The sequence below is a fragment of the Chloroflexota bacterium genome, from assembly GCA_016235055.1.
Lineage (GTDB): Bacteria > Chloroflexota > Anaerolineae > JACRMK01 > JACRMK01 > JACRMK01.
Window position 1 is genome coordinate 87,505 of sequence record JACRMK010000078.1, and the last position, 21,762, is coordinate 109,266.

Annotated in this window: 21 protein-coding genes; 11 read left to right on the plus strand and 10 right to left on the minus strand. The window is 62.8% G+C overall.

Annotated elements, in window-relative coordinates:
* Positions 1-53: 53 nt before the first annotated feature.
* The 3 genes from HZB53_19200 to HZB53_19210 form a co-directional block, all read right to left on the minus strand.
* Entirely contained in the window at positions 54-428 is a 375-nt protein-coding gene (locus tag HZB53_19200; GenBank protein MBI5879778.1) for a hypothetical protein, read from the minus strand.
* Positions 429-797: 369 nt separating this feature from the next.
* Complete coding sequence (locus tag HZB53_19205) at positions 798-1,232, minus strand: hypothetical protein (GenBank protein MBI5879779.1); 435 nt, start codon at positions 1,230-1,232, stop codon at positions 798-800.
* A 65-nt stretch (positions 1,233-1,297) separates the two neighbouring features.
* Positions 1,298-1,951: a hypothetical protein gene (locus tag HZB53_19210; GenBank protein MBI5879780.1), complete on the minus strand. Its 654-nt coding sequence runs from the start codon at positions 1,949-1,951 to the stop codon at positions 1,298-1,300.
* 491 nt (positions 1,952-2,442) lie between these two features.
* Here HZB53_19210 and HZB53_19215 point away from each other — a divergent pair, with 491 nt between their 5' ends.
* Together HZB53_19215 and HZB53_19220 are read left to right on the plus strand one after the other, a co-directional pair.
* Positions 2,443-2,919, plus strand: a complete 477-nt coding sequence (locus HZB53_19215; GenBank protein MBI5879781.1) for an NUDIX hydrolase — start codon at positions 2,443-2,445, stop codon at positions 2,917-2,919.
* Positions 2,920-2,957: 38 nt separating this feature from the next.
* A complete protein-coding gene (locus HZB53_19220) occupies positions 2,958-3,875 on the plus strand; it encodes a GIY-YIG nuclease family protein (protein MBI5879782.1) in 918 nt (305 codons plus the stop codon).
* A gap of 95 nt (positions 3,876-3,970) precedes the next feature.
* Here the strand turns inward: HZB53_19220 and HZB53_19225 are convergent, their stop codons facing one another.
* From HZB53_19225 to HZB53_19235, 3 genes are all read right to left on the minus strand, one after another.
* The gene (locus HZB53_19225) at positions 3,971-5,341 is read right to left on the minus strand and encodes a VWA domain-containing protein (protein ID MBI5879783.1); all 1,371 of its coding nucleotides are present in this window, start codon (positions 5,339-5,341) and stop codon (positions 3,971-3,973) included.
* Positions 5,342-5,416: 75 nt separating this feature from the next.
* Positions 5,417-6,391 (minus strand): MoxR family ATPase, encoded by a 975-nt coding sequence (locus HZB53_19230; GenBank protein ID MBI5879784.1) that lies wholly within the window; start codon positions 6,389-6,391, stop codon positions 5,417-5,419.
* A gap of 301 nt (positions 6,392-6,692) precedes the next feature.
* Entirely contained in the window at positions 6,693-7,430 is a 738-nt protein-coding gene (locus HZB53_19235; protein MBI5879785.1) for a copper homeostasis protein CutC, read from the minus strand.
* A gap of 249 nt (positions 7,431-7,679) precedes the next feature.
* Here HZB53_19235 and HZB53_19240 point away from each other — a divergent pair, with 249 nt between their 5' ends.
* Complete coding sequence (locus HZB53_19240; protein ID MBI5879786.1) at positions 7,680-8,960, plus strand: hypothetical protein; 1,281 nt, start codon at positions 7,680-7,682, stop codon at positions 8,958-8,960.
* Between the two features lie 6 nt (positions 8,961-8,966).
* Here HZB53_19240 and HZB53_19245 read toward each other — a convergent pair whose 3' ends face one another.
* Positions 8,967-9,896: an ADP-ribosylglycohydrolase family protein gene (locus HZB53_19245; GenBank protein ID MBI5879787.1), complete on the minus strand. Its 930-nt coding sequence runs from the start codon at positions 9,894-9,896 to the stop codon at positions 8,967-8,969.
* Between the two features lie 294 nt (positions 9,897-10,190).
* On the opposite strand from HZB53_19245, the gene HZB53_19250 reads away from it, so the two are divergent.
* The 3 genes from HZB53_19250 (at position 10,191) to HZB53_19260 (ending at position 12,871) form a co-directional block, all read left to right on the plus strand.
* Positions 10,191-10,433 carry an AbrB/MazE/SpoVT family DNA-binding domain-containing protein gene (locus tag HZB53_19250; GenBank protein MBI5879788.1) on the plus strand — a complete coding sequence of 81 codons (243 nt, stop codon included), beginning with the start codon at positions 10,191-10,193 and terminating at the stop codon, positions 10,431-10,433.
* Positions 10,427-10,774, plus strand: coding sequence for an endoribonuclease MazF (gene mazF / locus HZB53_19255; GenBank protein MBI5879789.1), 348 nt, complete (start codon positions 10,427-10,429; stop codon positions 10,772-10,774). The genes HZB53_19250 and mazF overlap by 7 nt, the downstream gene beginning before the upstream one ends.
* A gap of 351 nt (positions 10,775-11,125) precedes the next feature.
* Positions 11,126-12,871, plus strand: a complete 1,746-nt coding sequence (locus tag HZB53_19260) for an RNA-directed DNA polymerase (GenBank protein MBI5879790.1) — start codon at positions 11,126-11,128, stop codon at positions 12,869-12,871.
* A 50-nt stretch (positions 12,872-12,921) separates the two neighbouring features.
* On the opposite strand, the gene HZB53_19265 is transcribed toward HZB53_19260, so the two are convergent.
* The 3 genes from HZB53_19265 to HZB53_19275 form a co-directional block, all read right to left on the minus strand.
* Entirely contained in the window at positions 12,922-14,133 is a 1,212-nt protein-coding gene (locus tag HZB53_19265; GenBank protein MBI5879791.1) for an alcohol dehydrogenase catalytic domain-containing protein, read from the minus strand.
* A 123-nt stretch (positions 14,134-14,256) separates the two neighbouring features.
* Entirely contained in the window at positions 14,257-15,060 is an 804-nt protein-coding gene (locus HZB53_19270) for a M15 family metallopeptidase (protein MBI5879792.1), read from the minus strand.
* A gap of 2 nt (positions 15,061-15,062) precedes the next feature.
* Positions 15,063-16,385 (minus strand): hypothetical protein, encoded by a 1,323-nt coding sequence (locus HZB53_19275; GenBank protein MBI5879793.1) that lies wholly within the window; start codon positions 16,383-16,385, stop codon positions 15,063-15,065.
* A 355-nt stretch (positions 16,386-16,740) separates the two neighbouring features.
* Between HZB53_19275 and nuoB the strand changes: the two genes are divergently transcribed.
* Genes nuoB through HZB53_19300 form a run of 5 tightly spaced genes read left to right on the plus strand, consistent with a single transcriptional unit; the run spans position 16,741 to position 21,710 of the window.
* Positions 16,741-17,595 (plus strand): NADH-quinone oxidoreductase subunit NuoB, encoded by an 855-nt coding sequence (nuoB, locus tag HZB53_19280; GenBank protein MBI5879794.1) that lies wholly within the window; start codon positions 16,741-16,743, stop codon positions 17,593-17,595.
* Positions 17,592-19,397 (plus strand): NADH-quinone oxidoreductase subunit D, encoded by a 1,806-nt coding sequence (locus HZB53_19285; protein MBI5879795.1) that lies wholly within the window; start codon positions 17,592-17,594, stop codon positions 19,395-19,397. Before nuoB ends, HZB53_19285 begins: the two co-directional genes overlap by 4 nt.
* 12 nt (positions 19,398-19,409) lie before the next feature.
* Complete coding sequence (locus HZB53_19290) at positions 19,410-20,039, plus strand: 4Fe-4S binding protein (protein ID MBI5879796.1); 630 nt, start codon at positions 19,410-19,412, stop codon at positions 20,037-20,039.
* A 3-nt stretch (positions 20,040-20,042) separates the two neighbouring features.
* Complete coding sequence (locus tag HZB53_19295) at positions 20,043-21,104, plus strand: M42 family metallopeptidase (GenBank protein MBI5879797.1); 1,062 nt, start codon at positions 20,043-20,045, stop codon at positions 21,102-21,104.
* Between the two features lie 48 nt (positions 21,105-21,152).
* A complete protein-coding gene (locus HZB53_19300) occupies positions 21,153-21,710 on the plus strand; it encodes an NADH-quinone oxidoreductase subunit B (GenBank protein ID MBI5879798.1) in 558 nt (185 codons plus the stop codon).
* Positions 21,711-21,762 lie beyond the last annotated feature (52 nt).

Here is a 21,762-nt window from a genome sequence, read left to right on the forward strand (position 1 = left end):
AACATGACTACTTTGTGTCTTGGTGTCTTTGTGTTGATATTCGTTGGTTCCAATTACAGCGCGTGCCCTTGCAGGCGGCACGCGCCGTTGACCGGTTCGCCGTGTATCCAGAGCGCACAGGCGGCGCAGTAATGCGCGAAGATGTGCGGTCCTGCCAGCGGACCGGCGGCGGCTGGCAGCGCGTCGCGCAATTGCGCCCGGTCCGGCGCGGCGGCAACCGTCGCGCGGACGACGTGCTCGCCCTCAAGTTGCGCATCGAGCACCATGCCCGCGACGATACGGTGGCGGTCCACCGCCAGATCGTCCTGCTCGATCGTCAGCGTGAGTTCGTCGCCTGGCCCGGCCAGCGGTTGGGCGAGTAGTGTGATTGAGTCGCCGCCGAAGAAGCCGCCGTAGCTGGTGACCTCGCGCACGCGCAGGGTGGTCACGGCGAATCCTGCCGCCCTGGAGCTCGCCGGCGATTCTTGATTAGTGCGCATATGACAACCAGCAGTGTCGCGCCGAGCGCACAGAGCATTCCGGCGGTCAAGCCCGCTAGCGGCGTGACGTACGTGGCGTCGGCGCCGCGTACGGGCGGCGCGAATACATAGGCCAGGAACCCATTGATTCCACAGAGCAGTGTGCTTACGATCCAGAAGCGAAGCAATTGGCGGGGCGTCATGGTGGCAGGTTGTGGTGATACCAGGTCGAAAGATGTGCAATGATCGCGTCGGCAGATATCGCCGCGTCGGGCGTATTATACCGCAAGGCGGCATCAACACAGGCTTTGCGAAGATCGAAATGACGCGCGTGCAAGACTATCCGCCGGCCGGCTGCGTTGGGCCTGGCAGTGGGACGAATTCGACCGACTTGAAGTTGTAGAATCTGGGAGCGCCCTGCGCAAACAGATCGGCGCCGTCGCAGTCGATGATGAAGACGCTGACTTTGGGGAATGGGTTCGACCAACTCCACGCGTTGTCCGCGAAACTGACCACGGTGCCGTGCTCGCCGATCCAGCGCTGAAACTCAATCATCGGTTTGACTTCCGGCGCGAGGCGTTGTTCCCAATCAGTCGGATACTGGGCGGCGAACTCGGCGAGTCCCCCTATTCGAAAGGCCGGGTCGCGTGCTGGCGCAGGTGGCGGCATCGGCGGCCGGGGAGGCATGGCCAGAAGCAGTAGGGCAGCCGTCGCGAGCACGCAGAGCGCAATCGTCAGCACGGCCGTAATGCGCCTGGTTCGCGTGCGCGTCATAATGGCTACCCGTTCTCCGAATGCTTATGAGCCTGGGCACGAGCCGTTGGCGGCAGGGGGCGCCGCTACTCCGGGAAGTACACACCCTCAATGTCGGTGCCGACCATGCCGGCGTCGAACGAGCGTTTGTCGAGCAACGTCAGGTTGCGCACCATGCGCGGCGTCAGGATCGGCCGGCGCGCCAGTGCATCGAGTTTGTCGGCGATCAGATCCATCGTCGCGTCGTCGCTCAGCCAGTTGAGGCGGTCGAACGCCCGCAGGTTGAACGGCCGCGTGTACTCGCGGAGCGAGCGCAGGCGCTCCATGTTGTAGTAGCCCTCGAAGTATGACATGACCAGTTCGCGCAGGGTGCGGTAGACCGGCTCGCGGTAGCGCAGGCCGACGAAGTTCGATTTGCCGATCGAGCCCCAGTGCCCGTAGCGCCGGAAGAGGGCGATCAGGTGCTCGTCGTCGCGGCGGGCGTACATGTTGACGAGCAGGGGCGGATAACCGAGCTGCCGCAGGGCGGCAGCGGCGAAGAGCGCGCCATCGAAGCAGTGCGCGCGGCGGTCGCGCAGGACGCTGGCCGGGCAGCGGTAGGCGTCGTCGGTGCTGTACGGCACGTCGTCGAGGAACGCCTGGATCTGCGCCGGCGTTTTCAACGCGGCGAACGTTTTGCGGTCGGCGGCCGGAACTCGGCTCAACTGTGGATCGACACTGTGGTTGGAGGCACGGTTCATGATGTCAGTAATGATAACACAGGACTGATTCCGAACAACCGAATTTGGCCATGTGGTTGACATTCATCGCTGCAGATTCTACAATAGGGCAACAAAGCGGACCGATAGATGGAGTTACCACTTCTCTCGGAATGCTTGCGCGCCAAGGAGGACTTCGCATGTGGCTTTTCACGACAGTGGGGTTCTTCAGTGTCGTCCAGAAGAAGGACGAGTCGGGGTTGACGGTTCGAGCGCGGGTGGCATCGGACTTGGAGCAACTGCGCGAGAAATACATGCCCACACTGTCCGCAACCAAGAAGCACGCGGGCACCGATTATCCATTTCGGGCTACCATCGGTCACGACGAATTCGCCGAAGGGTTCGCGCAAATCGTTAAGGACATCTCTTATAGCAACTTCAAGGACGAGGTTGGCAAGCGCTTTGGACACGATCGTGCGTCTATCTACACGAAGGTCTGGAGCGTACTCTTGGATCTGGAGAATCACTCCGCAATGGAGTTGGGCGCGACCTACAAGACGGCCAAGCCACCGACTTCGCAGGGTTCTGGCAAGGCCAAGGCTTATGGCGCAGTCGTCATAGACGCCGATGGGCGGGTGCTACTTCGAGAGCCTACGGATCATTACGATGAGTATGTCTGGACGTTTGCGAAGGGACGCCCGAATCTAGGCGAGACGCCCGAAGAAACTGCGCGACGCGAGGTCAAAGAGGAAACTGGCATTGCAGGTACGATCGTAGTGCCAATTCCCGGCGAGTTTGAAGGGGGAACAACCGTAAATTTGTTCTTCTTGGCGTCTCCAGTGGGCGAACCTGGACCGTGGGGAAAAGAAACGGCACAAATCCGGTGGGTAACCGAAGAAGAAGCGAAGGATCTAATTGGGAAGACCACAAACAAGACTGGGCGGCCACGTGACTTGGCCATACTGAAAGCTGCTTTCGCTGTATATCTTGGTCAACCATCGAAAAGCTAACGAGACGTTTTCGAGGCTCGGTCAATATGGAGGCAGAAATGCGAAGCCGAACAATCAGAATACACCTGCGTGAAGGAAATCCGGCGGGTATCCTCAGCGCCGAGATCGGGAATGCGACCATCAAAGTGACTGTAGTGTCGAAGACCCGCCTCAAGGATGTCGCGGACGAAATCAAGTGCCCTGGTGTCTATTTTCTGGTTGGCGACAACCCTGACAATCCTGCAAAGCCTATGGTATATGTTGGCGAAAGTGATAACCTGCTGGAGCGGCTGACTTATCATTACAGTGCTGCGAGCATGTATTACTGGGAACGTACGATAATCGTAACGAGCAAGGATGACAACTTTACGAAAGCGCATGTGATGTATTTGGAGGCAAAGTTGGTTCAAGCTATATCGCAGGCACAACGGGCGCTTCTCAAGAATGGCAGAGACCCCGATATTCCCACTTTACCTGCTGCCGATAAGGCTGACATGAATGAGTTTCTTGAGCAAACACAGTTGCTGCTGCCTGTATTGGGTTTTCAGTTTGCATCGCTTGTTCCGACAATGGATGTAAGCGCCGACAACTTTACTGTGGCTCATGGGAAACCAAGCATCATTCCCCCAATTGCTGAATCACCTATGCTACATTTGTCGTATGCAGGTGTTAGCGCCGACGCCCGTGTAATAAATGGTGAGGTCATCGTCTTCAAGGGTTCGACTTTCAGAAAACAAACGACGTCGACGATTCCACATTACGATGTTGACAAGCGGAGCCAACTTGAAAACGATGGTAAGCTGGCGGAAGGTGCCGACCCGGACTATTGGACGCTCAAGCAAGATGTTTCGTTCAACAGCATTAGTGCCGCCGCCCGCGCAATTGGCGGTGCGTCACTTAATGGGCGGGACGTGTGGAAAATCAAGGATTCTGACCAGACATACGGTGAGTGGCAGGAAGCGCAGCGTCCTTCGTAATTCATAATCCACCAGGGCAGAAGAAGTCATTGCAAAAAGAAGCCTTGCCATGCGGAAGGCTTCTTCCTGTCGTGCCACTCTTGGACGAGAAATTGCTACCCCAGCAGCCTGTCCACCGCGTCGGCGAGTTGCTGCATGTTGGCGACCTCGTGGATCGCGTCGCAGAACGGCTGGTAGGCGTACATGTCGCTATCGCCCGTACCCCACAGATACGGCGACTCCGGCGACAGCCAGATGACGCGCCGGGCGCGCCGCTTGAGTTGGTCGACCAGGTCGGCGCGCGGGTCGCTGAAGTTGTTGCGCCCGTCACCGATGAAGATCAGCGTCGTGCGGTGATCGATCGCGTCCAGATGGTCGTGCGTCAGCGTGTCAAGACTGTTGCCGAGGTTCGTGTTGTAGTAGCCCGGCTGATGGTCGTTCAGCACCGCCTCGACCGCCGTGTCCGGCCGCCCGGCGTCGAAGTAGCTGGTGATCTCTTTGATATCGTCAATGAAGATGAACGAGCGCGCCTTGCTGACCTGATCCTGCAATTCGTAGATCAGCCGCAGCATGAACTCCGAGCAGTAGCGCACCGAGGTCGAGACGTCGCAGATCAGCACCAGTTTCGGCTTGAGCCGCTTGGTCTTGAGGCGCAGCTCGATCGGCACGCCGCCGTAGCGCTGGTTGGCGCGGATGGTGCGCTTGGCGTCGAGCGCGCCGCGCTTGCCCTTCTTGTAGCGCAGTGAGGCGCGGCTGCGCAACTGCGCCGCCATGCGCCGCACCATGTCGCGCAGTGCGCGCGCCTCGTTCTCCGACAGCGCGGAGAACGGCCGCTGCATCAGGTCGGCCTCGCTCGGCTCCTGCTTCTCCTCCATCGCCTTGCGCGCGATGTTCTCGCCGGCGAACTGCTCCACGCGTTCTTCAAGCGCCTCGGCGTTGCCGCGCGCCGCCTCTTCGAGCCGCTCGCGCGTCTCGCGCTCCATGCCCATCGCCGCCAGCATCTCCATCAGTTCCTGCAGCGCCTCGTCGAGCTGCTCGAGGCCCATCTGCCGCTGCATGCGCTTGGCGAACCACTCTTTCTGGAACGGGCGGTTGGCGTACTGCAGGCCGACCTGCCGGCCGGCGCGCTGCATCTCCTGCGGCGACGGCTCGCGCCCCTGCATCAGCATTTCCATCAGCCGGCGCAGGTCGTTGGCCAGCGCGCGCAGAGCGTCCATCAGCATCTGCTGTTCTTCGGGAGTCAGGTCGCCGGTCGGGTTGAACAGCGGCGGCCCGCCGCTGCCGAAGAACAGCGGGAACAGCGACTCGAACGTCGGCGTATCCTTGGCGTCCTTGACGAGCGTCGCGCGCAGGGCCGACTTGAACTCGCCGCGCTCCAGCACGCCGATATGATTGACCGCGCGGAACGCGTCGGCGCTCTCGGCGATCGAGACGCGCACGCCGGCCGCCCGCAGCGCGGCGATGAAATCGACTATCCGTTGTTCCATTGCGCTTTCCCTCCCGTGGGCAAAGGCGGGGCCGACGATATTGACGGGGGCGGAGGCCGCATCCTTCGTGTGCCGTTAGCGGCGCGGCCGTCCGAGCATGCGGTAATCGACGCTGTCATCGTCGTCGGACTTGCTGCTGCCACCCGACGCGCCGGGCGTCCCGATGGCGCGCTTGGCGCGCTGCACGTCCTGCTCGTGCTTCAACAGCACGGTCATGGTGTTCTCCAGCGTCTCCTTGTCCAGCGCCTGCGCGTTCAGCGTGACCAGCGCGCGCGCCCAGTCGATCGTCTCGCTGACGCTCGGCGACTTCTTCAGGTCGAGCTTGCGCAGGCGGTGCACCAGTTCGACCGCCTGCTTGGCGAGTTGCGGCGTGAGGTCGGGCGCGTGCAGGCGCACGATGCGCAACTCGGTCTCGACCGTCGGGTAGTCCACGAACAGGTAGAGGCAGCGGCGCTTGAGCGCTTCGGACAGTTCGCGCGTGTTGTTGGAGGTCAGCATCACGGCCGGGATCTGCTTGGCCTTCATGGTGCCGAGCTCCGGCACGCTGACCTGAAAGTCGGAGAGGATTTCGAGCAGGAACGCCTCGAACTCGGCGTCGGCGCGGTCAATCTCGTCGATCAGCAGCAGCACCGGCTCGTCGGCGGTCACGGCCTGCAAGAGCGGGCGCGGCAGGAGAAACCGCTCGGAGAAGAAGACATCCTCCTCCTGCGCGATGCGGTCGGCGGCCTGCGCCAGCGTCTGCGTCTCGGACAGCACATCGTGCAGCTTGTCGCGCAGCAACTGCGTGTAGAGCATCTGCTTGGCGTATTCCCACTCGTAGAGCGCCTTCGACTCGTCGAGGCCCTCGTAGCACTGCAAGCGGATCAGACGCCGCCCGGTGGCTGATGCCCAGGCCTTGGCCAGTTCCGTCTTGCCGACGCCCGCCGGCCCTTCGACCAGAATCGGTTTTTGCAGTTTCTCCGACAGCAGAACCACGGTGGAGATCTCGTCCGAGGCGACGTACTGCTGCTTGCTCAATGCGTCGCGCACGTCATGCGTTCCGGTAATCATAGCGAGCCATCCTTCGGTGGAGATAGGGGCGCGGAGTGGGGTGCAATGGAGAAATTATACAACAGGAGCAGGAATGCTTTCAGGGCGAGTGTGGCGCGTGTACATTTCGGATTGCGGTCGTATGCGAGTCCCGTTGCCATGCGGCAGCATCCGGCGTCGCTCCCGCGAAAGCGGGAGCCCAGGGGCAACACCGCTGGATGCGGGCGCATGGCCATGCGCCCCTACGCGGGCATGGCGAACTGTCTCACTGAAATCCGGTCAGGGAAGGCGGGCTCGTAAGGTGAATTCATGCGATTACGTTTCAGCCGCGCGCCGCGCCGATGATGCGCGCGATGCGCTCGGCGTTGGCGATGCTGCGGTCGAATTCGGGCGGGCGCAACTCGCCCCCCATGAATACGCGCTCGTTGCGGTACTGCATGGCGCTCGGCACCGTGCGCCGCCCGGTGAAGTGGATCTCACGCACGCCGGTCTGCGCGACGATCTTGCCCGCGTTGCGCTCGTGTATACCGCCGCCTGCCACGATGCTGATCCGCCCGGCGGCCTGCCTGACCAGCTCCGCGATCAGGTCGATGCCTTCGTAGGCGGTCGGTTCCTGCCCGGAGGTGAGCACGCGATCGACGTCGAGCTCGACTAGCGTCTCCAGCGCCTCGCGCGGGTCGCGCGCCACGTCAAAGGCGCGGTGGAAGGTGACGTTGAGCGGCCGCGCCGCCGCGATCAGTTCGCGGGTGCGCGCGGCGTCCACGCGGCCATCCGGCGTGAGCAGGCCAAGGACGATGCCATCCACGCCGAGCGACTTCGCAGTGGCGATGTCGTGACGCATCACGGCGAATTCAAGGTCGCTGTAGCAGAAGTCGCCGCCGCGCGGCCGGATCATGACCTGCAGGCCGATCTGCACCTGGGCGCGTACGACGGTGATCGTGCCGGCGCTCGGCGTCGTGCCGCCCTCCATCAGGTTGTCACATAGCTCGACGCGTTGCGCGCCGCCGGCCTGCGCGGCCAGCGCCGACGCAACGCTGTCGATGCAGATTTCAACGGTCAGGTTGTGGTCGTCCACGTTTGGCACTCCATTTCGAGTGGTTGGAACGTTGTATACTACGGGCACCTTGGCGAGTCAGCGTGAGCAAGATTACGGCCGATACAGGAAAAGCGGCCCATCGCACGACCGCATCGATATGGTATAATCGAATCAGTCGCGAACCGTCAACGCAGTGCGTCTCGAAGGCAGTCGCGCTTGATGCGCTGCGTCACCGAGAGCGAGAGGGCGATTCCGCTCCTCTGTGAATGATCTATGTCCGATGTAGCCACCAACATCCCCGAACGCGGGCTCGAACAGTGGGCACCGATCGTCATTGACTACCTGTATCAACTGGTGGGCGATGCGCACGCAGTCGAGTCGCTTGCCGGCTCCGTCATGGCCGGTGGCGCTTCGTCGGACCCATCGCTGTCCGCCGAGCAGGCTTTTCTGCGGATGCTGTCTGACGCCACCGATGCGGCCTGCAATTATCTGCAACCGCGCGGGGAAGCCGATCGACTGAAACCGCTACTGAACCCGTCGGCGGAATCGCCCAAGCGCGACCGCGATGCGCTCGATTCGATTATCCGCGCGGCGCGTCATCTGCCGGTACTCAAGCGGGCGTCGCTGGCGCTGGCCGATCAGCTGGGCCTGTCCCTCGAACAGCTCGCGCGCGTCCTGCGGCAGCCGCCTGATCATGCCGGGCACTTTCTGGCCGGTGCACGCCGTGAGTATGCGCGTGAACTCAACGAGATCACGCGCATGCGCTCGCAGGCGGCGCTGGGCGATATTGCGCCGGCGGTCGCGCTGGGGCTGCGCGCGCGGCACGGATACGCCGGCTCGGCCTTTGCGTTTGTGCCGGCCTTTAGCCTGCCGGCAGAACGCATGTCGCTGTTGCTCTGGTCAGTGATACGCCAGGGCAAGTCCGCGCCACCGGCGAGCCGGTCAGCGTCACGTGGCGGCTTCGCGCGTCTCGCGCTGCTCGCGCTGGTGCTGATGGGGCTTTCGCTTGGTGGCGGTTGGATCGCATACAATATGTGGTTGAGCAACCGTCCGGTCGGATTGCCGCTGCGGCCGAGCGCCACGCCGATCGATGGTATTGCGCCGTCGGCCACGCCGGCAACCGGCGCGCTGCCGCCCTCCCCGGTGCTCCCAACCCGCACGCCCGCGCCGACCGCCACCCGCGCGCCGATTGCGACGCCGATCCCAACCACGTCATCCACGGCCACGCCGACCGCCACGCTGCCGCCCGGCGACACGGCAACCCCGACACCGACGCCGGCTGCGCTCGCCACCGCGACGAGCACCACGGAGCCGCTTGAAGCGGCGCCGACCGGCACGCCGACGACGGCCGCTCCGGCGCTGACGAGCACGCCCGTGCCGCCGACTGCCACGCGGCGCATCGTGCCGCGCGCCCCCACCTCAACGCCGACGCGCGTCTACATCTATGTGCCGCCGACGCGCACGCCGACCCGCGTCCCGACGGCGACCGCGACGTTCGCGCCGCACACGCCGTCACCGACCGTCTTCCACCCGACGATCACGCCGACACCGTAGCAGGAGTTACGCGGGCCAGGCCAGCGCGTGCAGCCGCGCAGCCAGCGCCTCGATCGTGTCGCGTTTGACGAGCTGGCCGAGCCATTCGGCCGGAATGCCCTCCACACCGTAGTACGCGCCGGCCAGTTGCCCGTAGATCGCGCCGGTCGTGTCCGCGTCGTCGCCGAGGTTCACCGCCATCAACACCCCGTCGCGGAAGTTGTCCGAGCCGTGAAAAGCCCAGAGCGCCGCTTCGAGCGAGTGCGCCACGTAGCCGGTGGCGCGGATCGTCTTCGTGTTCTTGCCCTTGAACGACCCGCCCGCGATGGCATCGATCTTCGGCGCGAGCGGCGACTGCGCCCACAGCCCCGTGACCGGCTCGAAGCGCCCGGCCAGCAACACGTCCTTGCTGCGCCCTTGCAGCGCGCCGACGATCAGCCCGGCCATGTAGCGGCAGGCATCGACCGCTTCGATGGAGCCGTGCGTCGTGCGCGACGAATCGCCGCTGTGCGCGACTGCCGCGCGCGGGTTGACCGCGTAGCGCAGCGGCACCGGCGTCAAGCGCATCAGCGAGCCGTTGCCGGACTGCGTTGCGTCGGTGCTGCCGCAGTAGGGGGCGTGCGTGCGCTCGAACGTCTCCAGCGCCGCGCGCGTCGTGTTGCCGATGTCGAAGCAGACGCCGGTGCTGCTCAGGTGGCCGTGGCGGTACCAGCGCACGTAGCGCTCCAGTTGGTCGACCGGGTCAAAGGCGTTGCGCTCGCAAAGGCTTTCGGCGAGGCAGAGCGCCATCGACGTGTCGTCGGTCCAGGCGCCGGCCGGCAGGCCGAACGGCCCGCCGCCGACGATGGTCGTCAGCGGCTTGAACGAGCCGAGCGGCTTGAACTCGACGGTCGTGCCGAGCGCATCGCCGGCGGCCATGCCGAGCAGCGAGCCGAGGTAGCGGGGGAGAGTGGTCATGGCTGCATCCCGAGTGTGTTTGCGGCGCCTTCGCCAGGGGCAGGGGCGCATTTCAGTTCTGGGGCGGAAGAACCACGTGCCATGCAGACGTCGCCATCGTCACTCCCGCGAAAGCGGGAGTCCAGGGGCAACCCCTCTGGATGCCCGCTTACGCGGGCATAACGACCTGGCTGCCTAAAGGCCGCCCTAAAGTGAAATACACCCCTTCGCCAGTGGCTGCTTGCACTGCCGCCTGTATAATGTATAATCAATGTAGATACGAAAACTGCCTATCCAACTCTAAGGAGTTTAGCCATGAAGACGCGATTGCGCAAATGGGGAAACAGCCTGGCGTGCCGAATTCCGAAAGCATTTGCAGTTGAGGCCGGCCTGAAAGACGATTCTGCAGTCTCTGTGTCCGTGATCAAAGGCAAGCTCGTCATTGAGCCGCTCGTCGAGCCTGAGGTGACGCTGAAGCAGTTGCTGGCGCGCATCACGCCGGAGAATCTGCACGGCGCGACGGACACGGGCGATGCCATCGGACGCGAGATATGGTAACGGCCAGCACACCCTACGCGCCAAAACGCGGCGATATCGTGTGGCTCACGTTCACGCCGCAAGCCGGACACGAGCAGGCTGGACGTCGCCCCGCCGTCGTGCTTTCGCCCGAACCCTACAATCGCAAAGTGGGGCTTGCGATCCTATGCCCGATCACCAGCCAGCGGAAAGGCTATCCGTTTGAGGTGGAGATTCCCGCCGGCCTGCCCGTGAGCGGAGTCATTCTGTCCGATCAGGTCAAGTGCCTCGACTGGCGCGCCCGGGATGCGGAGTTTGCGTGCGCGCTGCCGGCCCGGTTCGTTGCGGAGGCACTGGAGAAACTCGGCACGCTATTGGCGTAGGAACACTGCGCGGACTTCAGATATCGTCACCACTCGATCGGCTTGCACGGAATACTCGTGCCCAGCGCATCGCCGGCGGCCATAGCGAGGAGGAAGCCGAGGTAGCGGGGGAGGAGGGTAGCCATAGATCGAATGTGTTCCAATTGTTCAGAGAGATTACGGTTTGATAGCGTACTTCATCCTATGCTATCATATGACCTTAAGGGCACCCAAAGTAGTCGATTGATTTCCGGTGTTGATACTGCGCCGGATATTCCCAATGTTGCTCATAAGGCTTCGCCACCGCGCCGGTGCTGATCCTGATCTAGCGGCGTGTTTGAATCGACGCTTGGGTGCCCCTTTCTCCGCAACATGAGTATCCTTCTTGAGTCCGCTGACACAACGCTACGCGAGAGATTTCACAATCTTCGCGACTTCGCTGACTTGGCGGATTTGCTAGAGATTAAGAAGAGTCTTCTCTATTACTACGCATTCAAAGCTCGAGGCGTTGACCATTACAAGGTTTTTCAGGTGCCCAAGAAATCGGGGGGCACAAGGCAGATCTGTTCTCCCTCGTCGCCGCTCAAGCTAATCCAGCGGAAGCTCAATCAGATATTTCAGTCGGTCTACGTCCCTAAAGCTTCTGTGCACGGCTTTGTCAAAGATAGAAGCATTGTCACAAATGCTCGTCGCCATATTGATGGAACGCCAAGAAAGCGTTACGTTCTAAATATAGATATTGCCGACTTCTTCCCATCAATCACAGAAGGTCGTATCAAGGGACTGTTGATGGCGACGCCTTATAACCTCCCGCGGGACCTCGCGCACGTTATCGCTGGTCTGGTGTGCCTGGACGGCCGCCTCCCGCAAGGCGCGCCGACTTCACCAGTATTGTCAAATATGATTTGTGCGAGAATGGATACGCAACTGCGACGCCTTGCTCAGAAGTATCGTTGTGTGTATACACGCTATGCAGACGACATTACCTTCTCGACCTCTTTGCCGAGATTCCCTGCAGGGCTTGCGACTGGTAATGATACCAATAGGCAAATTGTCGTCGGCGATGAATTGGCATCAGTCATATCTGGCAATGGATTCGCAGTTAATCAAAAGAAGGTCAGACTGAGGTCGAAAGATAACCGACAAGAAGTCACAGGTCTCACAATAAACAGGTTTCCGAACGTAACAAGATCATACGTCCGCCAGATTCGAGCTATGCTTCACTCGTGGGAGCGGTATGGCTACGAAAATGCAAATCATGAGTATGCTCAGAAATACTTTGCAGGCGACGAAGACAAAGCGCCATCTTTGCGTCAAGTACTGTACGGGAAGATGGAATTTCTTCGAATGGTCCGTGGGAGCGACAATTCAATATTTCTGTCGTTTAGAGAGAAACTTCGCAGAATTGATCCTGAGTACAAGCCCTTAGAACTTACTCCGATTAACGCGTCTATACCCATCTATGTTGTAACTGAAGGCAAGACAGATTGGAAACATCTAAAGGCTGCACTTCACAGGCTAAAGGAACAGGGTTTGTTTATAGGTCTTGAAATCGAGTTTTGGGAATACGAAGATGATGTGTCGATGAACGACGCTGAATTGCTAAAGCGCTGTAAGTACAAAGATGACATTGATTTGCCGAAACTCTATATTTATGTATTTGACCGAGACAAGCCGGACATTGTCAGACAAGTTACGGGCACCGATGGCGACTTCAAACAGTGGCGTCGCAGGCTCTATTCAATGGCGATTCCGGTGCCTGCGCACAGGGTCGGCAATCCAGATTTATGTATTGAACTACTCTATGATGACGACAGCGTTAAGCAAAAAGACTCACATGGCAGACGGCTGTTCTTAAGTAGTGAATTTGACAAGCATTCCTGTAGACACTTAACAGAGGATCTGAACTGCACAGACAACAACAAAGTGAAACAGCCGTTGGCGATCATTGACAATGCGGTATTTGATAGCAATAGAAAGAACGTAGCTCTTTCAAAGAGCGAGTATGCTACGAATGTACTTACCAAGGTGCCGGGTTTTACAACATTTGATGTTGCTGCATTCAAACTGGTCTTTGAGACATTGGAAAGAATCATCAAATACGACAACCAGCACTAATCCAATTCCTCCGGTTGGAAACTGACGGCACAACAAATCCAATCTGCCGCCTAATTCCTATTGTTATTCGGCTCCAGCACCACCTTAATCACATTGTTCCGCTTGTTGGCCGCGTAGGCCAGCGCCTTGCGGTACTGCATTAGCGGGAAGCGCGCGCTGATGAGTCCGTCGAAGTTGAGTTTGCCCTCGCGCAGCCATTTCACGACGAGCGCGAACGTCTCGATGCGCTCGCCCTCCCACGTTTCGGTGCCGTGACCGATCATGCCGACTAGATCGACCTCCTGGTACCAGACCGGCGTCAGATCGACGGTCATCGGCTTGAACTCGACGCCGACGAGCACGACCGCGCCGCCCGCGCGCGTCCAGCGCAGGCAGTCGGTGACGGTGCGCGCCGTGCCGATCGTGTCGTAGATCAGGTCGAAGCCGCCCGAAACGAACTCGACGCCAAGCGAACTGCGGTGGTACTCGCCGCCGGTCAGGCGCGCCACACCACGGTAGCCTTCGCGCGGCGCGATGATCTCGTCCGCTCCCAGCCGCTTCGCCAGTTCGACCTGATGCGGGTATTTGGCCATCACGATGAGCCGGCAATCGGGCTGAGCCGCCTTCACCGCCTGCATCGTCATCAGACCGATCGTGCCCACGCCGACCACCAGCACCTGATCGCCCTTGCGCGGCGGGCGGCGCAAGACAGCACGCACGCCGACCGCGCCCGGCTCGATCAGGCACGCCTGCTCGTCGCGGATGTCGGGCGGCACCTTGAAGAAGCACAATTCGTGCGTGACGATCTCCTCGCTCCAGCCGCCGCCAACCGACTCGTCGCGCCCGCGTTTCTCGGTGGCCTCGCATAGCGAGTAGTTGCCCTGCGCGCACTGGCGGCACGGCGGCACGCGGCCGAGCACGGCGCATGTGTCGCCGTTACGCAGCGCCACGCGGTCGCCGACCTTCAGCGTCTCGACCGCCGGCCCGCACTCGACCACTTCGCACACGACCTCATGGCCGAGATAGCTGCGTCCGTTGCCGGGCAACGCCGCAGGCGCGATGAATGGCGAGCCGTCGATGAACGCCAGATGCAAGTCGGTGCCGCAGATGCCGGCCAGCGTCGGCCGCACCCGCACGAAGCGCGGCGCAGGCAGCGGCGTCGGCGGCAGGTCGAGCATGCGCAGCGCGGAGGTCGGCGCGAAATACGCTCCGCGCCAGACCAAGCCGAGCGCCTTCGTGAAGGCGAGCCGAGGGATGTTCAGGTCGTAGGTGATGGTCTTCATAGATCAAACCCGATCAACGCATAGACGGGCGATGCGGGCGTCCAATTGCACGCCCGTACAACCGGCGATGAGACTGCTTCGTCGCAAACTGCGCTCCTCGCAGTGACGGCGCCTGTCGCCTATTCAATCGCCGAAGCGGTCCGGCCAGGTGCGCGGGGTCTGCGTGACCGCCGGACGCGGCTTTGGCGTGGCGGCGCTGCACACCGGCAGCGGCCGCCCGGCCAGATAGCCGCCGACGGTCACGTTCGACTGCATGTCCAGGTAGCGGAGGCCGGCCAGCTCGCTCGCTACCTGCACGCCGACATAACGGATGTGCCACGGCTCGGCGTTGAAGCCCGTCAGTGCCTCTTTGCCCGGCGGGTACGAAATGACCCATCCATACTGGTGCGCGTGCGCCAGCAGCCAGCGGCCGGCCGCCGTCTGCACCAGATCGGCAATCAGTTCGTCGGCGATCTCGGGCGTCGAGACGTCGAGCGCCGTGCCGAGTTGGTGCTCGCTGTGGCCGGGGAGCGCGGAGTAGCGGTTGGCGCGCGCAATGGCGGTCTGCTCGTCAATCGTCTCGCCGGCGGCGGCCGCCTGCTCGGTCTCCCACTGCGTCCAGCGATAGAACGTGTAGCGCTGTTCATCGAACGAGCGGTAACCGGACACGGCAATGATCTGCACGCCGTCAGCGCGCGCGACTTTGATCATCTGCGTGTACGCCAGCGCCGCGCCGTAGTCGAGTTGCAGGTTGCGATTGCCGAGCACGGGCACGTCGAAGGCGGCGAGCGGCACCAGCGTACGCGGCACGCTGCGCGCATCGAGCGCGTGCGTGCGGTCGACCGGCAGCAGGCGGTCGTGGTCCGTGCAGGCCGGCGAGACGGGCAGCAGGCCGGCGGTCGCCACGGACAGCGCGAGCAGCAGCAGCGACACGAGGCGCACCAGCATGGCTAGGCCGTTGCGGGGTTCGCGCGCATGGCGAGCAGCACCGGGCGCGCCTGCCACGCCAGCAGCGCGACCTCGCTGGTGATCGCCAGCAACACCGCGCCGGCGGCGATCTGCACGCCGGTGCCGAGTTGCAGCGTTACGCCGGCCGCCAGCGTCACGCCCAGCACGAGCACATAGCAGGCCATCGCGAGGCGCGCCGCGGCCGTTTGATGCTGTTTGATCAGAAACCCGCGCAGCATAACCTCGCATGACATCAGGAACGGGTACGGCACCATCAGCGCGATCGCTTGATTCGTGTAGCCGCGCAGATGATCCGACAGGCCGATCATCCGGCCGAAGTAGAAATCGGCCAGCGGCGTGAAGGCGAGCAACGCCAGCACGGCGGATGCGCCGAGCCCAAGCACCATGCCGAAGCGGCGAATCGAGCCAAGCGCGCCGTGCCGTTCGGCAAACGTGACGGTCGTCTCCTGCATCGGCTGGCAAAAGCTGGCCATCAGCGACGCGAGGCCCCAGAGCGTCGGCCACGCAGCCAGTGACTCGGTCGGGAATGGCGCGCGCGCCAGCCCGGTCGAGAGAATCGGCTGCGCCAGGATGCTGAGCAACGAGACGACGACGAGGGGCAGATAGAACTGAAGCAATTGGCTGTAACTCATGGCCGGCGCGGGCGCGGTCGGCACGTCGACCAGCAGCCGCCCGGCCCAGAACGTGATGACCGCGGCTTCGATGAGCACGGCGGTGCCGACCGCAGCAGCGCCCCCGATCTGGCCCGGCCAGCCGAGCACGCCGATTGTCAGCAGCGTCAAGCCCACCGTGAAGCACAAACGCACGACCGTGCCGGCGCCGATCAGATGTGTGCGGCGCAGGCGGATGATCAGTCCCTGGCGAGAGCGCCGCCAGCCGATCGGCGCCGGCCACAGGATCAGGATGCGCAAGGCGGGCAGGCAGGCATCGGCCACGGCATCCGGCACGCCCATCCACTGGCGCAGCACGACATCATAGAGCGGCGTGAAGCTGAGCAAGAAGTGTACGGCGGTGACGAAAAAAATGAGATGAAATGCGAAGCGGCTGAGCAGGTCGAACGTAGCGCGGTCTTTGGCCAGTGCGGCGGTTGCGCTGTTGAGCAGAATCACCGGCGCTTCGGTCAAAATGGCGAGCGTCGCCGCCAGGCCGAACCCAGCCAGAGCCACATCGGCATTGGCGGTGCGCGCGATGCCGGCATTGACGAACGGCATTTCGGCGGACATGAGCAGGCTGCTGGCCGCCAGCGGCCACCAGAGATCGAAGATGCGGCGGGCCGGTATGTCGGTGGATGCGTGAACGTTCATGGCGGCCATTGTACAGGCGGCGGCGCGTGCTGGCAAGCGCGCAACATGATCCACGAAGAAACACGCAGAGACACAGAGCAATGCAGTTTGCAGACGTTCAGCACGAAGCCACGACGGCGCCGTGGCGTAGAATATCGAGCGCGGCATCCCCATTCGGCATCGACGTAGTTTTGGACCTGACAATTCGTGTTTCTTCGTTTCGCTTCGTGGACCGTATTTCCATGCCGAAACTCAGGGCGAGCTTTTTCAGATTGACCAGTCAAGGCGGCTTTGCTATAATGTGCCATGTTTCACAATCCCCTATGACTATTCTGCTCTAGATTCCATACTTAGACGGTGAGCAGGAGGAGATTTCATGTCGCAACCCATACGGTTCGTGGGGAATGACGACGAAGCGTCGCTGGAAGAAGTATCGCAGAATGTGCTGGTGGCTCCGTTTGACAGGGTGCTGGATTCGCTGGACGGCATCTACAACTGGGGACGCAAGAACTCGATCTGGCCCGTGCAGTTCGGTCTGGCGTGCTGCGCCATTGAAATGATCTGCATGGCGGCCTCGCGCTTTGACATTGACCGCTTCGGCGCGGGCCTGTTCCGGGCCACCCCGCGCCAGGCCGACCTGATGATCGTCTCCGGCACCGTGACCAAGAAGATGGTGCCGAACATCGTGCGCCTGTACAACCAGATGCCCGAGCCGCGCTATGTGCTCTCGATGGGCGCGTGCGCCACCGGTGGCGGCCCCTTCAAGGAAGGCTACAACGTCGTCAGCGGCATCGACCGCTTCATCCCGGTGGATGTATACGTGGCCGGCTGCCCGCCGACCCCGCAGGCCCTGCTGAACGGCCTGGTCGAACTACAGAAGCTGATCGACTCGCAGAAGATTCGCGAGAACCGCTGGTACCAGAAGGACTACCGGGGTGAGATTCCAGTGCCGGTGCTCGGCCCGGACCTGCTCGACCAGCGCCGTTTCGACGAACTCAAGAAGATCTCGGCCGCGCAACTGGCCGCGCTCAAGGCCGCCGCGGCCGCGCCGGCTGGCGCTGCCGCAACTCCGTCCGCCGCAGCCGCCGCACCCGCCGCCGGGGCGCCTCCCGCCAAAGCTCCGAAGCGGACGCCCGAAGAACTGGCCGCGCTCAAGGCGGCAAACGCCGCGCGGCGCCAGGCTACGATGGTGGATGTGCGCAAGCCCGAGGACACGGAGAGCAAATCATGACCATGCAGAAAGTCACCAACGTATCCCCCGCGCCCATGACGGTAGCCACGCCGTTGAAGGACGTGAACGCGGTGGCCGCGAAGGTCAACGAGCAGTTCCCGGGCGCAGCCAGCGTGGACGGCGGCTCGCTGATTGTCGAGCGCGCGCAGTCGGTGCCGGTGGCTAGGCTCCTGCGCGACGACCCATCGCTCGGCGTGGATTACCTCGAGGATATCACCAGCGTAGACTGGCCGGACCGCTTCGACGTCGTGTACAACATGTACAATACGACGCGACAGGAAGGCCCGCTGCGCATGAAGGTCAAGGCCGACAAGGCCGACCCGGTTGTGCCGTCGCTGGTGCCGGTCCATCCGGGCGCGAACCTGATGGAGCGCGAAGTCTACGACCTGATGGGCGTGAAGTTCGACGGCCATCCGAACCTGAAGCGTGTTTTGCTGTGGGAAGGCTTCAACGGCCACCCGCTGCGCAAGGACTGGAAGGAAGCGTACTTCGAGGAAGAGAAGAAGCCGTACGACCAGCGCTGGCCGGACGGCAAGTTGGTGCGCGCCGAAGACCGCGTGCCGTACAAGGATAACATTGTGCTGCCGCCGGGCTTCGACCCGAGCAAGTACACCGCCCCCGGCGAGGACAACGTCACGCTGGTGGACGCGGACGCGCTCAAGAAGGGCGAGATCAGGTCGGACACGCTCGTCATCAACATGGGCCCGCAGCATCCGAGTACGCACGGCGTCTTCCGCATGCGCCTCCGCCTCGAAGGCGAGCGCATCGTCGACCTGCAGCCGGTCTGTGGCTACCTGCACCGCAACCACGAGAAGATCGGCGAGCGCAACGCGTGGTTGATGAACATGCCGTACACCGACCGGCTTGACTATGTGTCGTCGATGGCCAATAATTTCGCCTACGCCATCGCGGTCGAGAAGCTGCTGCCGACCGTGAAAGTGCCGGAGCGCGCGGAGTATCTGCGCGTCATCATGGCCGAGTTCACGCGCATCGCCAACCATTTCTTCGCGCTCGGCCAGTTGCTGTCGGACATGGGCGCGTTCTTCACGCCGATGCTGTACGGCATCGAGGAACGCGAATGGATTCTCGACCTGTTCGAGATGTCGTCCGGGGCGCGCATGATGTGCAACTACCTGCGCTTCGGCGGGGTCGCCAAAGACCCGCCCGACGAGTTCTGGCCGCTGGCCAACAAGCTGGTGAATGACCGCCTCGAGCGCGCGATTGACCGCTTCGACGAGCTGATCGCGCAAAACGAAATCGTGCTGTCGCGCGCCCAGAACGTCGGCGTCCTGTCGCGCGCCGACGCGCTCGCGTTTGGCACGGTCGGCCCGGTGCTGCGCGCCAGCGGCGTGCCGTACGACGTGCGCCGCGCCGAGCCGTACAGCATCTACGATCGCTTCGATTTCAGCATCCCGGTCGGCACCGTCGGCGACGTGTACGACCGCTACCTCGTGCGCATCGCCGAGATGCGCGAGTCGCTCAAGATCCTGCGCCAGGCGATCAAAGACATTCCAGGCGGCCAGCAGTACAATGCCGACCCGGCCATGATCTACGGCGGCCCCAAGGGCTGGCAGTTGAAGGTGCCAAAGGGCGAAGTGTACGGCCGCGCCGAAAACCCCAAAGGCTCGCTGGGCTTCTATCTGGTCAGCGACGGCGGCACCAATCCGTACCGGTATCACATCCATGCGCCATCGTACGTCAATATCGGCGCCCTGAACGTGATGTGCAAGGGCCAGACCGTGGCCGACGTCGTCATCATCACCGGTTCGCTGGATATCGTGCTCGGCGAATTGGACCGCTAAGGGAGGGACAGCGTGTTTGGCAAAGGCATTCTCACCGGCTTGGGCATTACGTTCAGGCATATCGTCGACAGTTTTGCGGCGGACCGGCGCCGCGGGTTCGGCAAGAATCGGTATCTGCCCGAAGGCAAAGAGCACACGGGGCCGGTGCCGGGCTGGATTACCGTGCAGTACCCGGAAGAGAAGTTGCAACTGCCGGAGAACTTCCGCTTCTACCCGGTGCTGATCAAGGACGACGAGACCGGCGCCGACTGGTGCACCGCCTGCGGCATCTGCGCGCGCGTCTGCCCGCCGCAGTGCATCTGGATCGTGCGCGCCAAGAAAGATGACGGCAAGCCGGAGCCGCGCCCCGAGCAGTTCTTCATCGACACGACGATCTGCATGCAGTGCGGCTACTGCGCCGAGTACTGCCCGTTCGACGCGATCAAGATGGATCATCGCTACGAGTATTCGACGCTGGAGCGGACGGTGTCGGGCATCCACGACAAGGAACGCCTGACGGTCTTCCAGAGCTACTATGCGCAGACGCACCCGCGCGCGGCGGCGGCCGAGAAGGCTGTGCGCGACGAGAAGGAAGCGAAGAAGGCGAAGGGCGGCCGCGCGTCGAAGGAAGAGAAGCCGGCGGCAGCGCCCGCCGCGCACTAGCCCATGGACGCCGGACCCCGCGAGTTTTTGCGCCGCCTGCTCGAGATACCCGGGCCGTCGGGCTACGAGCAGCGCGTGCAGGCCGCCTGGCGCGAGTATGTCGGCGCGTTCTGCCCCGACGTCCGCACCGACGTGCACAACAACGTGGTCGCCACGCTGAAGGGCAGTGAGAACTTCAGTGTCATGGTCGTCGGCCACGCCGACGAGATCGGCATGGCCATCGTCAACGTGGACGAGAACGGCTACCTGTACTTCAACCGCATCGGCGGCGTCGATCCCACGATCCTACCGTCGCAGCGCGTGCAGGTGCTGGCCAAGAGCGGCCCGGTGCCGGGCGTGATCGGCAAGAAGCCGGCGCACCTGCTGGACGCCGACGACAACCGCCCGCCGAAGATCCACGAGCTGTGGATCGACATCGGAGCCAAGGACAAGGCCGACGCGCTCACTCGCGTCCGCATCGGCGATCCGATCGTCTTCGGCGAGGGCTATGCCGAATTGCAGAACGGCTACGCCGTGGCGCGCAACTTCGACAATCGGGTCGGCATCTGGGTGGCCGCCGAGACGCTGCGCGCGCTGAGCCAGAGCGGCGGCGGCAAGGCGACCGTGTACGCCGTATCGTCGGCGCAGGAAGAGACCGGCGTCTGGGGCGCCGGGCCGATCGCCTTCGCGCTGAAACCGAACCTCGGCATCGCCGTTGACGTGACCCACGCGACCGACTACCCGGCGCTGTCCAAGAACCGCCATGGCGATGTGCAGTTGGGCAAAGGCCCGGTTGTTTCGCGCGGCGTCAAGACCAACCAGTTGGTCTTTGACGGGCTGGAAGCGGCGGGAACTGCACACAATATTCCGTACCAGGTCGAAGTCGAGTTTGGCCGCACCGGCACCGACGCCGACGTGATGGCCGACCGCGGACCGGGCATCGCCGTTGCCGTCGTTAGCATCCCGAACCGGTACATGCACACGTCCACCGAGATGATTCATCTGGATGACCTGGACAACTGCGTCCGGCTGCTGGTCGCGTACATCCGCACGCTGGATGGCGCGACCGATCTGACGCCGCGTTAAGCGGCTCGTATGCAAGAGGGCATCAAGCGTATGGCGAACCAGAATCTGATGCAGGTGCAGACCAAAGAAGAAGCGCACGGCAAAGACGGCGATTCGGGCATGGTGCTTACGACCGTCGAGCAGGCGGTTGCCTGGGGGCGCGCCAATGCCGTGTGGCCGCTGCTGTTCGGTCTGGCGTGCTGCGCCATCGAAATGATGGCGACGTTCGCGTCGCGCTTCGACTTGGCGCGCTTCGGCGCCGAGGTGTACCGCGCCTCGCCGCGCCAGGCGGATCTGATGATCGTGTCAGGCCGCGTCACGCGCAAGATGGCGCCGGTGGTACGCCGCCTGTACGACCAGATGCCGGACCCGAAGTGGGTCATCGCCATGGGCGACTGCGCATCGTGCGGCGGCATCTTCAACAACTACGCCGTCGTGCAGGGTGTCGACGAAATCGTGCCGGTCGATGTATACGTGGCCGGCTGCCCGCCGCGCCCGGAAGCGCTAATCGACGGCATCATGCTCCTGCAGAAGAAGATCGCCGAGCGCGGCGATGACCGCAAGACCGCCCTGCGTTCGCTGCAGCAGATTGCGGCGGAACTGCGGGGCGGCCCAGCCAAATCCTAGCCCGGCGCTGCCGGCTGCGCGGGGCGGACCGCTGACGCCCTGCCGCACCCGC

Coding starts and splice junctions, on each gene's coding strand:
- HZB53_19260 (MBI5879790.1), top strand. CDS start 11,126: ATGAGTATCCTTCTTGAGTCCGCTGACACAACGCTACGCGAGAGATTT.
- HZB53_19245 (MBI5879787.1), bottom strand. CDS start 9,896: ATGACCACTCTCCCCCGCTACCTCGGCTCGCTGCTCGGCATGGCCGCC.
- HZB53_19295 (MBI5879797.1), top strand. CDS start 20,043: ATGGACGCCGGACCCCGCGAGTTTTTGCGCCGCCTGCTCGAGATACCC.
- HZB53_19230 (MBI5879784.1), bottom strand. CDS start 6,391: ATGATTACCGGAACGCATGACGTGCGCGACGCATTGAGCAAGCAGCAG.
- HZB53_19275 (MBI5879793.1), bottom strand. CDS start 16,385: ATGAACGTTCACGCATCCACCGACATACCGGCCCGCCGCATCTTCGAT.
- HZB53_19220 (MBI5879782.1), top strand. CDS start 2,958: ATGCGAAGCCGAACAATCAGAATACACCTGCGTGAAGGAAATCCGGCG.
- HZB53_19250 (MBI5879788.1), top strand. CDS start 10,191: ATGAAGACGCGATTGCGCAAATGGGGAAACAGCCTGGCGTGCCGAATT.
- HZB53_19240 (MBI5879786.1), top strand. CDS start 7,680: ATGTCCGATGTAGCCACCAACATCCCCGAACGCGGGCTCGAACAGTGG.
- nuoB (MBI5879794.1), top strand. CDS start 16,741: ATGTCGCAACCCATACGGTTCGTGGGGAATGACGACGAAGCGTCGCTG.
- HZB53_19285 (MBI5879795.1), top strand. CDS start 17,592: ATGACCATGCAGAAAGTCACCAACGTATCCCCCGCGCCCATGACGGTA.
- HZB53_19300 (MBI5879798.1), top strand. CDS start 21,153: ATGCAGGTGCAGACCAAAGAAGAAGCGCACGGCAAAGACGGCGATTCG.
- mazF (MBI5879789.1), top strand. CDS start 10,427: ATGGTAACGGCCAGCACACCCTACGCGCCAAAACGCGGCGATATCGTG.
- HZB53_19270 (MBI5879792.1), bottom strand. CDS start 15,060: ATGCTGGTGCGCCTCGTGTCGCTGCTGCTGCTCGCGCTGTCCGTGGCG.
- HZB53_19205 (MBI5879779.1), bottom strand. CDS start 1,232: ATGACGCGCACGCGAACCAGGCGCATTACGGCCGTGCTGACGATTGCG.
- HZB53_19265 (MBI5879791.1), bottom strand. CDS start 14,133: ATGAAGACCATCACCTACGACCTGAACATCCCTCGGCTCGCCTTCACG.
- HZB53_19215 (MBI5879781.1), top strand. CDS start 2,443: ATGGAGTTGGGCGCGACCTACAAGACGGCCAAGCCACCGACTTCGCAG.
- HZB53_19210 (MBI5879780.1), bottom strand. CDS start 1,951: ATGAACCGTGCCTCCAACCACAGTGTCGATCCACAGTTGAGCCGAGTT.
- HZB53_19225 (MBI5879783.1), bottom strand. CDS start 5,341: ATGGAACAACGGATAGTCGATTTCATCGCCGCGCTGCGGGCGGCCGGC.